13 protein-coding genes are annotated in these 14,096 nt (G+C 41.3%); 3 read left to right on the forward strand and 10 right to left on the reverse strand.

Annotated features, from left to right (window positions below):
- Positions 1 to 67: 67 nt before the first annotated feature.
- Both ACFOWS_RS13120 and surE read right to left on the reverse strand, forming a co-directional pair.
- A complete protein-coding gene (locus ACFOWS_RS13120; protein WP_379765233.1) occupies positions 68 to 355 on the reverse strand; it encodes a hypothetical protein in 288 nt (95 codons plus the stop codon).
- The gene (gene surE / locus ACFOWS_RS13125; RefSeq protein ID WP_379765236.1) at positions 345 to 1,124 is read right to left on the reverse strand and encodes a 5'/3'-nucleotidase SurE; all 780 of its coding nucleotides are present in this window, start codon (positions 1,122 to 1,124) and stop codon (positions 345 to 347) included. The genes ACFOWS_RS13120 and surE overlap by 11 nt, the downstream gene beginning before the upstream one ends.
- A 189-nt stretch (positions 1,125 to 1,313) precedes the next feature.
- Here surE and ACFOWS_RS13130 point away from each other — a divergent pair, with 189 nt between their 5' ends.
- Positions 1,314 to 3,491 (forward strand): carboxy terminal-processing peptidase, encoded by a 2,178-nt coding sequence (locus tag ACFOWS_RS13130; RefSeq protein WP_379765239.1) that lies wholly within the window; start codon positions 1,314 to 1,316, stop codon positions 3,489 to 3,491.
- 49 nt (positions 3,492 to 3,540) lie between these two features.
- Here ACFOWS_RS13130 and ACFOWS_RS13135 read toward each other — a convergent pair whose 3' ends face one another.
- Positions 3,541 to 4,845 carry an alpha-L-fucosidase gene (locus tag ACFOWS_RS13135; protein ID WP_379765242.1) on the reverse strand — a complete coding sequence of 435 codons (1,305 nt, stop codon included), beginning with the start codon at positions 4,843 to 4,845 and terminating at the stop codon, positions 3,541 to 3,543.
- A 131-nt stretch (positions 4,846 to 4,976) separates the two neighbouring features.
- Here ACFOWS_RS13135 and ACFOWS_RS13140 point away from each other — a divergent pair, with 131 nt between their 5' ends.
- A complete protein-coding gene (locus tag ACFOWS_RS13140; protein ID WP_379765245.1) occupies positions 4,977 to 5,768 on the forward strand; it encodes a DNA/RNA non-specific endonuclease in 792 nt (263 codons plus the stop codon).
- Here ACFOWS_RS13140 and rodA read toward each other — a convergent pair.
- From rodA to ACFOWS_RS13175, 7 genes are all read right to left on the reverse strand, one after another.
- A complete protein-coding gene (rodA, locus tag ACFOWS_RS13145; protein WP_366587379.1) occupies positions 5,765 to 7,048 on the reverse strand; it encodes a rod shape-determining protein RodA in 1,284 nt (427 codons plus the stop codon). The genes ACFOWS_RS13140 and rodA overlap by 4 nt on opposite strands.
- The gene (locus ACFOWS_RS13150) at positions 7,038 to 8,906 is read right to left on the reverse strand and encodes a peptidoglycan D,D-transpeptidase FtsI family protein (protein ID WP_379765248.1); all 1,869 of its coding nucleotides are present in this window, start codon (positions 8,904 to 8,906) and stop codon (positions 7,038 to 7,040) included. Before ACFOWS_RS13150 ends, rodA begins: the two co-directional genes overlap by 11 nt.
- A gap of 57 nt (positions 8,907 to 8,963) precedes the next feature.
- Positions 8,964 to 9,470, reverse strand: a complete 507-nt coding sequence (locus ACFOWS_RS13155; protein ID WP_379765251.1) for a rod shape-determining protein MreD — start codon at positions 9,468 to 9,470, stop codon at positions 8,964 to 8,966.
- On the reverse strand, positions 9,463 to 10,278 hold the full coding sequence (mreC, locus tag ACFOWS_RS13160; protein WP_379765254.1) for a rod shape-determining protein MreC: 816 nt from the start codon (positions 10,276 to 10,278) through the stop codon (positions 9,463 to 9,465). Before mreC ends, ACFOWS_RS13155 begins: the two co-directional genes overlap by 8 nt.
- Before the next feature lie 59 nt (positions 10,279 to 10,337).
- Positions 10,338 to 11,366: a rod shape-determining protein gene (locus tag ACFOWS_RS13165; protein WP_036380166.1), complete on the reverse strand. Its 1,029-nt coding sequence runs from the start codon at positions 11,364 to 11,366 to the stop codon at positions 10,338 to 10,340.
- Between the two features lie 54 nt (positions 11,367 to 11,420).
- The gene (gene purH, locus ACFOWS_RS13170; protein WP_379765258.1) at positions 11,421 to 12,950 is read right to left on the reverse strand and encodes a bifunctional phosphoribosylaminoimidazolecarboxamide formyltransferase/IMP cyclohydrolase; all 1,530 of its coding nucleotides are present in this window, start codon (positions 12,948 to 12,950) and stop codon (positions 11,421 to 11,423) included.
- Between the two features lie 94 nt (positions 12,951 to 13,044).
- Positions 13,045 to 13,497, reverse strand: coding sequence for a GAF domain-containing protein (locus ACFOWS_RS13175; RefSeq protein ID WP_379765261.1), 453 nt, complete (start codon positions 13,495 to 13,497; stop codon positions 13,045 to 13,047).
- Between the two features lie 130 nt (positions 13,498 to 13,627).
- On the opposite strand from ACFOWS_RS13175, the gene ACFOWS_RS13180 reads away from it, so the two are divergent.
- Positions 13,628 to 14,014, forward strand: a complete 387-nt coding sequence (locus ACFOWS_RS13180) for an HYC_CC_PP family protein (protein WP_379765264.1) — start codon at positions 13,628 to 13,630, stop codon at positions 14,012 to 14,014.
- Positions 14,015 to 14,096: the final 82 nt, after the last annotated feature.

The raw sequence follows: 14,096 nt of genomic DNA on the forward strand, positions 1-14,096 counted from the left end.
TCCAAGTTTCAAGCACAAGTTCAAGTATCATTTTGCACTTGAATTTTGAGCTTGCATTTGCGCTTATTTAGGCAAACACTTTATAAAATAAAATGACCAATGCTGTAACCAAAGTGGCAATCATGACTCCTCTGGCCCTATGTTCCCGCTTTATTCGAAGGAATCCAAAAAAAGCCACCAAATTCAAGATAGCTCCTAGAGCCAACAGACTGCCCATATGGCCTTGATCTATGGCAGCGTTGAAGGTTTCTACAATGCCCAAATCAGAAAACAACAAAATATAGATCAGTGTTCCAAAGACATTGGCAATGATTCCTACTATAAACCCTATTAAAATCTCTTTTTTAGTGTTCATTTAAGTTCCAATTGTTTATTTGTGGTATGGCATGATGCGCCGTAAGGTCAAATTGGGTGGGTACCACAGAGATAAATCCTTGGGACAAGGCCCATTCATCTGTATCTTCCCCTTTATCCAATAGTTCAAATTCCCCGGTAAGCCAGTAATAATCCTTACCCGACGGGCTTGTCCTTTCATCAAACTTTTCTTTCCAGTTTCCTCGGGCCTGTCTGCAGACTTTTATGCCTTTTGGTGTACTTTCCGTCTTTGGAATGTTCACATTGAGTACGGTTCCTTTTGGAATTCCGTTGGTCAGTGCTTCGGAAACAATATTTTTGACAGCGTCCAGTGCTGGTTCAAAATTGGCATTCCAAGAATAATCACACAGTGAAAAACCGATGGCGGGAATTCCTTCGATGCCTGCCTCAATGGCAGCACTCATCGTTCCTGAATAAATTACATTTATGGACGAATTGGAACCGTGGTTAATGCCACTTACACAAATATCAGGTGTTCGGTCAAGAATTACTCGCAATGCCAATTTTACACAATCTGCTGGGGTTCCGCTGCAACTGTACTCGTTCGGAGCACCCTCCTCATGGTCCACAACCACCTTTTTGGAAAAAAGGGTGCTGTCTACAGTTATGGCATGCCCCATGCCCGATTGGGGACTGTCTGGGGCCACAACAACCACGTCTCCCAATTGCTTCATGGTCCGTATCAAAGCCCGTAATCCAGGGGCTGTAATTCCATCATCATTGGTGACCAGTATGAGTGGTTTTTTCATTTTGGATAATTAATGGCATAAAAATACGTTTTTCATAAGGATATGAAGTCTTTACTGTTTAACAAAAAATTAAATGACAATGCCCAAAGTGGCATGGTTTTTTCAGTATCTTAGGGAATTCATACGAGTAGAAATGACGGATGAAGAAATGGAAAATTCAAATTCCATCACTCCGAAAAAAATAGATTTATGAAGAAGAATTTTGTTTTGGCACTACTAGTAATTCTTGTTGCAGTGGCCTCCTGCAGTTTCACAAGCAAGTCTTTTGAAAATGATGATAAGGATAAACTGTTACTGGATTTAATTACCTACGTGTTGGAAAGAGGACACTACGAGCCCAAAAACCTGGATGATACCTTCAGTTCCAGTGTTTTTGATGACTTTATTGACATTTTGGACCCTACCAAACGTTATTTTCTGGAGAGCGATGTCAGGGAGTTTGAAAAGTACAGGTTCATGATCGATGATGAGATCAAGAATACCGAAATCACATTTTTCAATATTGTTTACCAACGTTTAATGGTCCGCATGAACGAAGCAAAGGAAATCTATAAAGAGGTCCTTTCAGAGCCGTTTGACTATACCTTGGATGAAACCATTGAGATTGATTACAGTGAGCAAGAATTCGCGGCCAACAAAAAGCAACTTCGTGAACGTTGGAGAAAGCAGTTGAAGTACAATGCGCTGGCTATTTTTGGAAACAAAGTTGAAAATAAGATTTCGGAAATGATTCAGAACGGGGATGGAGAGGTGTCCACTGATATCATTGCTTTTAATGAATTTCCAAGTTCCATTGACAAAGCAGTGACTGAACAAGAGGCCCGTGAGAATGTTAGAGAGAATCTGGACGAGTATTTTGATTTTGTAGATGATCTAGAGCGCAAAGATTGGTTTGTACAGTACATCAATACCATAGTGGATGAATTTGATCCGCATACATTTTATTTTGCACCGGAAGAAAAAGAACGTTTTGACATTGGTATGTCCGGTAAGTTTGAAGGTATTGGTGCCCGTTTGCAAAAGAGACCCGAAGGAGCAAAAATTGTGGAGATCATCTCCGGAGGTCCTGTATGGAGAGATCAGAGCTTGGAAGTGGGTGATGAAATTCTAAAAGTTGGACAAGAGGGTGAGGAAGCCATTGATATAGTGGGAATGCGATTGGATGATGCCATAAAATTGATCAAAGGCCCTAAAGGCACTATTGTGAACCTTACCGTAAGAAAAGTGGATGGAACCATCGAAAAAGTTTCCATTACCCGCGATGTAGTGGAGTTGGAAGAATCCTATGCTAAATCCGCCACCATTAAAAGTGATGACCACGAATATGGAATCATCAATCTGCCTAAATTCTATGTGGATTTTGAAGATTATACAGACCGAAATGCCGCCACTGATGTAGCCAAAGAAGTGGAGCGTCTTAAAGAAGATGGCGTTGAAGGAATTATTCTTGACCTTCGGGATAACGGAGGAGGGTCCTTGAAAACGGTTGTTGAAATGGCCGGCTTGTTTATCAAGGATGGTCCTATTGTACAGGTTCGTTCTTCTGGACAACGAAAAGAAGTTCATGAAGACAAGGATGAACGTATTCAATGGGATGGTCCTCTAGTGATCATGGTGAATGAATTATCAGCTTCCGCTTCTGAAATTTTGGCAGCCGCCATGCAGGATTATAAGCGGGCTGTTGTTATTGGAAGCAAGCAGACCTTTGGTAAGGGAACGGTTCAAAATGTAATTCCATTGGACAATATTGTCCGTAGCAATGAACATGGCGATTTGGGTGCCATTAAATTGACCACTCAAAAATTCTATCGAATCAATGGAGGCTCTACACAATTGGAAGGTGTTAAAAGTGACATCATTGTTCCAGACAGATATTCCTATATCGATTTGGGTGAGCGTGACCAAGAAAACCCACTAGGATGGGATAAAATCACCCCAGCCGATTATAAAGTTTGGGATGGCTACATCGATCTTGAAACTACTGTTGAGAACAGTAAAAAACGTATGGCCAACAATCCCCAAATCAAATTGATTGAGGAAAACGCAAGATGGATCAAGGAACAACAAGATGAAACCGTTGTTTCGCTCAACTACGATAAATTTGTAACAAAAGAAAGCGAAGCCAAAAAACGGTCGGATAAATTTAAAAGTCTTAGGGATTATGATTCCAAATTGACTTTTGGTTCCTTACAATATGAAACTGAATTGTTTACGCAAGATTCCGTTCTTCGGGAGAAGAGGGACAGATGGCATAAAGATTTGGCCAAAGATATTTATGTTGAAGAAGCCGTGAATGTGCTCAAAGATTTGCAGATGAACAACATCAAGAGTACTGAAAGAAAATTGGCGAGTGCCAATAAGGACTAAACAATAATAGTAAAATAATAAAAACCGGCCTTTTTAAGGCCGGTTTTTATTATTTGATAGATACCTCTATAATGTAATCCATTTCGCCACTCCATTTATCAGGGAGTTGAATTAAGGTGCCAAAAGCTGTTGATTCATACTCCAAAGGCTTTTTGCTATTGAAATCAACCAAACTTGTAATAGTTCCGGAGAAATTGGGCAAGAGAAACGAATTTGATTTCCAATCGAGGATATGGACAAAGGCTGAGTTATTCTTTTGAGTGGTAACACCCCAAGTTTGCGGGGGTACTGGTCCACCACGAGTTCCATATATGGTTTCGCCATTTTTGGAAGTCCATTCGCCAATAATTTTTAAGGTATCCACAAACTCAGGTTGAATCTTTCCATTGGGCATTGGCCCCACGTTCAAGAGAAAATTGCTGTTGTGTCCGGCGGCTTTTACTAAATAGTGAATGAGTTCTTTAGTGGATTTATAGGCTCTATCTTGTAATGAGAACCCCCAACGATGCGCCATGGTCTCGGCAGTTTCCAATGGGAGCTTACCAATTTTGGCTTCTGCACTGAACCCGCCTTTGTTCTCACCAGGAAGGTCTTTTTCAAACATTTGAAAATCTTCGCCGTCCATGGGTGCCTGATGATGGTTGCTTCCAATAAGTGCCTGTGGCTGCAGGCTATGTATGAGGTCGTAGGTTTTTCTGAGTTCCCAATTTGCTTCTTTCTTGTCCCACCAGCCATCAAACCAAATACCGGCAACATCGCCATAATTGGTCAACAGCTCGGTAAGTTGCCCATTCATGAAATCCAGGTATTTCTCCCAATCTCCTTCATCAGGCCTACCTGTTTTGTTTCCAGTTTCCCCTCGTGGATAATAGTCGGGATGGTTCCAATCCAATTGTGAATAGTAAAAGAAAAGTTTAAGTCCATGCTTTCTACAAGCTTCGGCCAATTGCTTTAGGACATCTTTTTTATACACGGTTCGGTCCATAATGTCCCAATCCGTAAGTTTACTGTCGAACATGGCGAACCCATCATGATGTTTGGAGGTGACGGTAATATATTTCATTCCGGCTGACTTGGCTAAGAGGACCCATGACTCGGCATCAAACGCTGTAGGATTAAAAAAAGGAGCTATCTTTTCATAGGTTTTTTTATCGATGGATTGCGTTTCCATGACCCACTCGTGCACGCCCAAAACGGAGTAAATGCCCCAATGAATGAACATTCCAAATTTTGCATCTTGAAACCACTCGCGATTCTCAAGATTTTCTTTGGTCGGGACATAGTTTTGCGCTTGCATAGTGCCGCAGCATAGTGCCGCAACAAGTAGTGAAATAGAGAGGCTTTTTTGTACCATAACCTTTATTTAGTTTCAATGTTTTGGTTGGAATACTTCCAATATAGGCATATCCTTTGAATGATTGTATTTTTTAGAAACGCATATTTTAATGAACTTTACGCACTTTTAGCAGCATTTTTTCAGTGTACATGAAAAACAAAACCATCTACAGTATCCTTTTTGCCCTTTGTTTGATAGGCTTTTGGGTATTCAAAAATTTTTATACTCCTGCTACATACTCCAATCCAGATAGTTCAAATGAAGAGATGGTTGAAGAGGTATTTTTACCCAGTTCCACCACGGGAGATATCGTGCGGCACGAGCACTACATGCTTTCTTACAATGAACCCTTTGAACAGGCCGAGTGGGTACTGTATGAACTCAAAAAAAGCCATCTTACCTATGATGATAGAAAACGGCCATACTTTATTGAAGACCCTAAGGTAAAGACCAAATCGGCTGATTGGCGAAATTACAGGGGTTCTGGATACGACCGAGGCCACTTGTGTCCAGCTGGGGATCGTCGTTTTTCGGAATATGCTTATAATGAAACATTTTATACCAGCAACATAAGTCCGCAGGATAGGGATTTTAATGCAGGTGTCTGGAACCGATTGGAACAGAAAGTACGGTATTGGTGTAAAACCTATGGCGATTTGGTTGTGATTACGGGAGGCATTTTAGAAAGTGGATTGGAGGAAATTGGCGAAGAAGATGTGGACGTTCCCAAAACCTTCTACAAGATTGTTTTGCAGAAAAACAACAACAAGGCCGTAGCTTTTTTAATGCCCAACAAAGAAAGTAAAGAGCCCTTACATCATTTTTTGGTTTCGATTGACAGCATTGAAAAACTGACGGGCATCAATTTTTTTGAAAAGCAGAATGAAGTTTGGCAAGACGAGTTGGAGAGCGAGGTAGATGCTTCCAGTTGGAAGTTTTAAATCCCGTCCTTTAATCTATTGGAGTCCAACTTAAGGAAAATAAACAATAACATTGTAAAAAATATTAGTCCAGAACCCCCATAACTAAAAAAGGGCAGGGGAACCCCAATGGTGGGTAGCAATCCGATCACCATTCCAATGTTAATGAAATAGTGGAACACCAAAATGGAGATAACCCCATAGCCGTACATTCGGCTGAAATCACTTTTTTGCCGCTCGGCAATATGAATCAACCGTAGAAAGAAAACGGAGAACAACAAGATTACGGTGGCCGTACCCAGAAATCCCCATTCCTCACCTACAGAACTGAAGATATAATCCGTATGTTGTTCCGGAACAAAATCTCCTTTGGTTCGTGTACCCTCTAAAAATCCTTTTCCAAAAAAACCTCCAGATTCAATGGCTTTTTCAGATTGATAGGTGTTATAACCAATGGTCTTTCTAATTTCATCCAGCTTTTTTTCATCCTTCTCCAAACTCAGCCAAAGTGCAATACGATCTCGGTGGCGCTGTTCAAATATGTTTTCATATACAAAATCCACCGAAAGGGAAAATAAAATCGACAGGACAATGACACCTGCAACAGGCAGGAACGGAATTTTAACGGAAGCTCTTTTAAAGGTATAGATCAATATGGTCAATATGATCAATCCAATGGCAATCCATACAGTTCCGAACATTAAAGTCGTGGCAAATAAAATCACCATGAACAATAATATTCCCAAAAAATATAATGGGAACCCTTCCCGAAACAACACAAAAAAGAACGAAAAGTAGATAAGGGCACTCCCAGGGTCAGGTTGGGGTAAAATCAATAACGCTGGCAATAGGATAATGGCAAGGGCATACAACTGGTGCCTTCCTGTTTTAAGGTCAGTTTGGATATCACTTAAAAACTTGGCAAGGGCAAGGGCCGTGGCCACTTTTGCCAATTCCGATGGCTGAAGGTTGAAAAAACCAAGATTGTACCAAGATGTTGCTCCGGCGATGGTTTTTCCGAACACAAAGAGACCTAAAAGTAAAACGATGGATATGACGTAAAAAATAGAGGCGAAGCGCTCAAAAAAATTGGACTCCACAAAAAGGACAAAAACAATGCCCAAAGCAGCCAGCCCAATAAAAAAGAGCTGTTTCCCATAAAGTGTTGAAAAGTCAAAAATTGAAGTATTTGGGTCTACCAGCGAAGTGGAATAGATATTGATCCAGCCAATGAAGACCAAAAGGGCATACAGAAAAATAGTGATCCAGTCTATCCTTCCAAAAAGCCCTCTACCAGACATATTCATTTATCTTGAAAGGTTCACCGCTATACGGTTTGGCATATTCGTGTTCCAACGTTTTTTCAAGCATACGCTTCTCCAAGTCCTTACGCGTGATTTCGCCTTTAATATATTTTTCAATTAAAAGTGAGGCAATATGTCCGGCGTAGCGTGCTCCATAATACCCATTTTCAATATAAACGGCCAAGGCAATTTGAGGATTTTCCACAGGAGCAAAGGCGACAAAGACCGAGTGGTCGGTAAGCTGCATTCGTTCGCCGTCAACCCTCACAAAGTTTTCAACGGTACCTGTTTTACCTGCAATTTCAACATCTGGAATCTGAACCCATCGGGCCGTACCATATTTGTATACATTGGCCATACCTTGAATCACGGGATCAAAATGCTTACGGTCAATGGTAGTGTAATTAGGTTCGGTATACTTGGGGTCTATGGTTCCAGAGCTGCCCATATTTTTTATAACATGTGGGATGTAGTAGTACCCCCTGTTGGCAATGGCGGCAGTCATATTGGCCAGCTGAAGCGGGGTGGCCGCAATCTCCCCTTGGCCAATAGCATTGGATATTATGGTTGAGGCGGCCCATCTTCCATCACCGTACCATTTGTCGTAAAAATCCTTATCTGGAATTCTTCCTGGTCTTCCTGTTGGTAAATCCGTACCTAGGTAATTACCTAAACCAAAACTTTTCATGTGTTTTTCCCAAACATCCATTGCTTCATCCGTAGTAGGATACTTGTCAAAAAGTCTTCTGAACGTACCTGCAAAATAAGCATTACATGATTGATAAATACCAGAGTTCATGTCGCGTACTCCCCCTCCACAGTGGCATCCTCTTAGTGTATTGCCAACGTAAAAACCATGGTAACACCGAAATTTTGTGGTGGGGTCAATAACGCCTTCTTGCAAAGCTGCCAATGCATTCAACGTTTTAAATGGCGACCCAGGCGAAGGTTCTGCCAAAATGGAACGGTCCCAAGTGGGTTTGGAAATGGTATCGTAGTGGAGTTTACTATAATTTTTGGAGCGTTCCCTGCCCACCAAAAGCGATGGGTCATAAGTAGGGCCCGAAATCATGGCTAAAATTTCCCCGGACTTGGGTTCAATGGCAACAATACCACCCCGTTTGCCATGCATTAATTTTTCACCGTACTCTTGGAGTTTTTTGTCCAGAGTAATATGTATTTCGGTACCCTGTTGGGGTAATGTATCCAACCTACCATCCTTATAAGGACCAATATCACGATTAAAACGGTCTTTTTGGATGTGCTTGACTCCTTTGCGACCTCTTAAAGCCTCTTCGTATTGTTTTTCAATTCCGGTGCGGCCTTTCAGTTCTCCTGCTACATAATAGGGATTGTTCTGTAGGTCCCACTCATTTACCTCACTGATATAGCCCAGAACATTGGCCGCACTGTTAGTGGTGTAATAGCGTAAAGATCGCTTTTGTATATAAAATCCAACGTAATGCCTCATTTTTTCCTGAAGGGTCGCATAATCTTCCTTAGAAAGTTGGGGGACCAAAACAGATGGAAGTCTGGGTGAATAGACTCTTGCCTTTTCCATTTTGGATATAAAAGTGGCTTTGTCGATTCCCAAAAGGCCACAAAACTCCAAAGTGTCCAAAGGTTTTACCTCGCGGGGAATCACCATCACGTCATAAGCTGGTTGATTACCAACCATAAGCTCCCCATTTCTATCGTAGATATAACCACGTTCAGGGTAGTCGTATATTTTTTTGATGGCCGGGTCATCCAATATTTGATCAGGGGAAAAACGAAACAACTGCAAATAGGAAAGTCTACCGATAAAGGTAAATCCTATGATCACGATAATTGAAGACAAGAGCAGTTTTTTCATACTATACTGATTTGTAAACCCGAAGCCCTATACTATTCCAACGACGCAACAGTGCTTTTATTCGTTTTTAGGACTAAAAAGTGAACTAAAGAGTGTACAAAGTATCAAAGTTACAATACCTGTGATAAAAACTTTTTTCAAAATTAACAGGAAGTGGTAAAAACTTAAAATTTCCAACGAAAAGAATACCGTTAGGTGGATTAAAATTAGCAAGGCCATAAACGTGATCCGTTGCACTTTTGTGGTATTCTTAAAACTGAAGTTTTGAAACTCATAGTTCACGCCAAAGCAAAAACGCATTACCACCGGTCTTGCGTAGGCCACGGTTAATGAAGCCAAGGAGTGCAGTGCCAAGGTGTCTGAAAAGACATCTATTATGAAGCCCAACAGAAACGAAATGACCATGAACACTGCCCTGTTGCCTTTTATGGGGTACCAATAAAAGAATATTACGTATACCATTGGGTTAATGTGCCCCATAAAGTGAAGATTGTTAAAAATCAGCACTTGGGTCAGAACCAATAGCACAAACCGAATGATATTTAAGAATATGGCGTTATTCATTTTTGGTGGTTGATTCCAAGGCCTTTATTTCCTCTCGGTTTTTGTTTTCAATTAGGTATACATTCTTAATGTTTACCATATCATTGAAGAGTTCAACATCAATATTGTAAAAGCTTTTGGAAGCATTCAGATCATACTTTTTTATAACACCAATGGGGATGTTCTCTGGAAAAATACTGGACATTCCTCCCGTTACAATCGTATCTCCCACCACCAGTGGCACCAATCTGGGAATGTCTACCAATTGTGCGGTTGTGTAGTCTTTTGCATCCCAAACCAGTGATCCAAAATAGTTGGAGTGCTTAATTTTTGCATTGATGTTGGATTTGGTATTAAGAATGCTTTGTACCGTTGCAAAATTATTGGAAACATTTTCAACAATTCCCAAAATACCTTTTGTGGTAATGACTCCCATATCTTGACCAACGCCCTGATTTCTTCCTTTATCAATGGTGATGTAGTTGCGGGGTGAGGTAAAACTGTTTTTTATAAGTTTGGCACTCAAAACCTCATAGTCCACAAGGGAAGAGTCCAGAGGTTCAATTACAGCATTTTCCGCATTGAAGAGCATTCTGCGCAACCGCTCGTTTTCCTCCACCAGTCTGGTGTTTTCTTCTCGCAAGTTGAAATAGGAGGACACATCCGAAGCCGTGCCATAGACATTGCCCGTTAACCACTTGGAGGAGTTAAAAAATTTGGATTGATGATAGGAATGTGACCGAACCGTAATCACCAACGAAATGAGCGCAAGAAAGCTGTAGAGGAACGCATTTCTATTCCGAAGGATAAAGTTGATGATCCGTTGCATGCAATCGTATCGTTAAGAAAGTTTGAACGCTTCAAGGGGAAACGGAACAAAGTTCCATTTTACTTGATCAAGATGCTCTTGTAACGCTCCAAATTTTTAAGTGCAATCCCTGTTCCACGCACTACTGCCCTCAGAGGGTCTTCCGCAATATAAACCGGCAAATCTGTCTTTTGGGAAAGCCTTCTGTCCAGACCTCTCAACATAGAACCGCCCCCGGCCAAATAAATTCCCGTATTGTAAATATCGGCAGCCAATTCTGGTGGGGTTTGGGACAAGGTTTCCATAACCGCGTCCTCAACCCGCAAAATACTTTTGTCAAGGGCTTTTGCAATTTCACGGTAAGAGACTTGAACCTGTTTTGGTTTTCCGGTCAAAAGATCGCGCCCTTGGATGGATTTATCATCTGGAGGAGATTTTAAGTCCTCAGTGGCGGAACCAATCTCAATTTTAATCGCTTCAGCAGTGCTTTCACCCACATACAGGTTATGCTGGGTGCGCATATAATATATGATATCGTTGGTGAACACGTCACCTGCAATCTTTACTGATTTGTCGCAAACAATACCGCCCAAGGCAATTACAGCAATCTCGGTGGTACCCCCGCCGATGTCAACAATCATATTCCCTTTGGGTTGCATAATGTCCAACCCAATACCAATAGCAGCCGCCATGGGTTCATGTATCAGATAAACCTCTTTACCGTTTACGCGTTCCGCGGATTCACGAACCGCACGCATTTCCACTTCGGTAATTCCCGATGGGATACAGATAACCATGCGCAATGCTGGTGGAAACCACTTTTTCTTGAGCGCAGGAATGTTCTTGATGAACATATTGATCATCTTTTCCGAAGCGTCAAAGTCAGCGATGACCCCATCTTTCAGTGGTCGAATGGTTTTGATGTTTTCATGGGTTTTCCCCTGCATCATATTGGCTTCGCGACCTACCGCGATTATTTTTCCTGACACGCGGTCCCTAGCCACAATGGAAGGACTGTCAACCACCACTTTGTCCAAGTGGATTATCAGGGTATTTGCAGTACCAAGGTCAATGGCAATTTCCTCGGTCATGAAATCAAAAAATCCCATAAAAAGCGTTTATTTTCGGATTAACGGTAAAAATTATCGGCTAATGTACTAAAATTAATGTTTAAAATGCCGTGTGCCCGTCATCACCATGGCCATTCCATTTTCGTTGCAATAATCAATGCTCAATTGGTCTTTGATGGAACCACCGGGTTGAATCACGCTTTTAATTCCGGCCTTATCGGCAATCTCCACACAATCGGGGAATGGGAAAAATGCATCACTGGCCATAACGGCACCATCCAAATTAAAATTAAAAGACTGCGCTTTATGGATAGCCTGGTTCAAAGCATCAACACGTGAAGTTTGTCCCGTTCCGCTGGCACACAATTGCTTGTTCTTGGCCAAAACAATGGTGTTACTCTTGGTGTGCTTGCACAATTTGGAAGCAAAAATCAAATCCTCGATTTCTTCTGAAGTGGGCTTTTTGTCGGTAACAGGATTTAAGTCCGCCTTGGAATCGGTTTTGGAATCTTTATCCTGAACTAAAACGCCGTTCAAACAAGTTCTTACCAAGGTTTCTGGCAAATCAATCTCATTTTGAATCAAGATGATTCGGTTTTTCTTGCCTTTAAGGATCTCCAAGGCCTCATCAGAATAACTTGGTGCGATAACCACTTCGCAGAACAGATTATGGATTTCTTCGGCAGTTGGGGCATCAATTTCCTTGTTGGAAATCAAAATCCCACCAAAAGCAGAGACTGGGTCTCCAGCCAAGGCATCCACATACGCTTGTTTGATGGTGCTCCGCGTGGCCAACCCACAAGCATTGTTATGCTTTAAAATAGCAAAAGTAGGGTCGTCATTTTTAAATTCTTGCATCAAATTGACTGCTGCATCCACGTCTAACAGGTTGTTGTAGGATAGCTCCTTGCCGTGCAATTTGGTGAACATGGCCTCAAAATCACCAAAGAAATAGCCTTTTTGGTGTGGGTTTTCACCATATCGAAGTATTTGACCTTTGGTCTCGCTAATTTTCAATACGGTTTCCTCCTTGTTTTGGTTGAAGTAATTGAAAATTGCCGTATCGTAATGTGATGAAACATTGAATGCTTTGGTGGCAAATCGTTTGCGGTCTTCCAAGGTTGTGATGCCGTTTCCTTCAGAAATGACCTCCAAAAAGTCAGCATAATCTTCCATAGAGGAAACACAAAGCACGTCCTTGAAGTTTTTGGCAGCAGCCCTGATCAGGGAAATACCACCGATGTCGATTTTCTCGATAATATCTTGTTCCGATGCACCACTGGCAACGGTTTTTTCAAAAGGGTAGAGGTCTACGATGACAATATCCAACTGCGGAATGTCAAATTCCTGCATCTGTGCCACATCACTTTCATTATCTTGACGGTTTAAAATGCCACCAAAAACTTTGGGGTGCAACGTCTTTACACGTCCGCCCAAAATTGAAGGGTAGCTGGTCACATCTTCAACGGGTACCACATTGATGCCCAAATCGCGAATAAACTTTTCGGTTCCCCCCGTGGAATAAAGGGTTACGCCGAGTTCGTCCAATTTTTTTACGATGGGTTCCAGACCATCTTTATGAAATACGGAAATTAATGCAGCGGAGGCTTTTTTGGCAGTCATTTTCTAGGTTTTGGAAATCAATTTTATAAGCGGACAAAATTACCCCTTTTGAACCTAAAAAGTGAAAAGGTTTATCAACAAAATGGCAATAGTTTTACAGAATTTTGGCCACTTCTTGGTTGATGAATTCCAAAAAACGTTCATCTTCTTCCGTAAAAGGGTCTGGAGTGTTGGAATCAATATCGATTTGGCCGACGTTTTCTCCATTTACAAACAATGGAACCACAATTTCGGCCTTTACGGTGATACTGCAGGCAATGTAGTTGTCTTGGGCAGCCACATCGGGCACTACAAAGTTTTGGTTGCTCACTGCCACTTGACCACAAATGCCTTTTCCAAAAGGGATAATGGTGTGGTCTGTGTGGGCTCCGGCATAGGGACCTAATTTCAACTCTTCCTTATCCCCATTTTTAAAATAAAACCCTACCCAGTCGTAATAATCCACATGGCTACGTAAAAGTTCGCAGATTTCACCCAAACGAGTCTCTACGGATTTCGATTCATCTTTTACAATTTCAAGGATTTTGGGTTCCAAAGATTTTAGCATGAGGTGTTTTTTGCAAATGTATTGAATAGGAAATTTGTACGACAAAAGAAATTAAGCTTACATCACAAAAACAGATAAAGTTCTGTTAAGCAAAACAATAAATGTTAATATTTTGTAGTTTTGTAGTCGAATGAAACAGTTTTTTCATCAAATAGTATCCTCATTAATGGCCCTTTTGGTTTTGGCCTCAACGGTTTCTTGGACCGTGGACAAGCATATTTGCATGGGACGGGTAATGGATATTTCCTTTTTTGCACATGCCGATGATTGTGGTATGGACATGGATATGGAAAAGTCCTGTTGTGATGATGAATCTTTCACTGTTCAAGGTCAGGACGACCTAAAAATCTCTTTTGAGAAATTTGATTTGGACCAGCAAGTCTTCTTAGTAAGCTTTGTTCAAACGTATTTTCAACTTTTTAAAACTGATTCTGAAGAACCTTACGCTTTCAATGAGTACAACCCGCCCCCATTGATACGGGATGTGCAGGTTCTTGACCAGACTTTCCGTATTTGATTTAAGATGGATTGAATGTACCCGACCTAACTGGTTGGGCTAGCGCGTTTACACGTGTTTTTTGTCAATCTAATGTTTAAAT

Origin of the sequence: Flagellimonas marina (genome assembly GCF_042651185.1) — a bacterium.
GTDB lineage: Bacteria > Bacteroidota > Bacteroidia > Flavobacteriales > Flavobacteriaceae > Flagellimonas > Flagellimonas marina.

Coding starts and splice junctions, on each gene's coding strand:
- ACFOWS_RS13120 (WP_379765233.1), bottom strand. CDS start 355: ATGAACACTAAAAAAGAGATTTTAATAGGGTTTATAGTAGGAATCATT.
- surE (WP_379765236.1), bottom strand. CDS start 1,124: ATGAAAAAACCACTCATACTGGTCACCAATGATGATGGAATTACAGCC.
- ACFOWS_RS13130 (WP_379765239.1), top strand. CDS start 1,314: ATGAAGAAGAATTTTGTTTTGGCACTACTAGTAATTCTTGTTGCAGTG.
- ACFOWS_RS13135 (WP_379765242.1), bottom strand. CDS start 4,845: ATGGTACAAAAAAGCCTCTCTATTTCACTACTTGTTGCGGCACTATGC.
- ACFOWS_RS13140 (WP_379765245.1), top strand. CDS start 4,977: ATGAAAAACAAAACCATCTACAGTATCCTTTTTGCCCTTTGTTTGATA.
- rodA (WP_366587379.1), bottom strand. CDS start 7,048: ATGTCTGGTAGAGGGCTTTTTGGAAGGATAGACTGGATCACTATTTTT.
- ACFOWS_RS13150 (WP_379765248.1), bottom strand. CDS start 8,906: ATGAAAAAACTGCTCTTGTCTTCAATTATCGTGATCATAGGATTTACC.
- ACFOWS_RS13155 (WP_379765251.1), bottom strand. CDS start 9,470: ATGAATAACGCCATATTCTTAAATATCATTCGGTTTGTGCTATTGGTT.
- mreC (WP_379765254.1), bottom strand. CDS start 10,278: ATGCAACGGATCATCAACTTTATCCTTCGGAATAGAAATGCGTTCCTC.
- ACFOWS_RS13165 (WP_036380166.1), bottom strand. CDS start 11,366: ATGGGATTTTTTGATTTCATGACCGAGGAAATTGCCATTGACCTTGGT.
- purH (WP_379765258.1), bottom strand. CDS start 12,950: ATGACTGCCAAAAAAGCCTCCGCTGCATTAATTTCCGTATTTCATAAA.
- ACFOWS_RS13175 (WP_379765261.1), bottom strand. CDS start 13,497: ATGCTAAAATCTTTGGAACCCAAAATCCTTGAAATTGTAAAAGATGAA.
- ACFOWS_RS13180 (WP_379765264.1), top strand. CDS start 13,628: ATGAAACAGTTTTTTCATCAAATAGTATCCTCATTAATGGCCCTTTTG.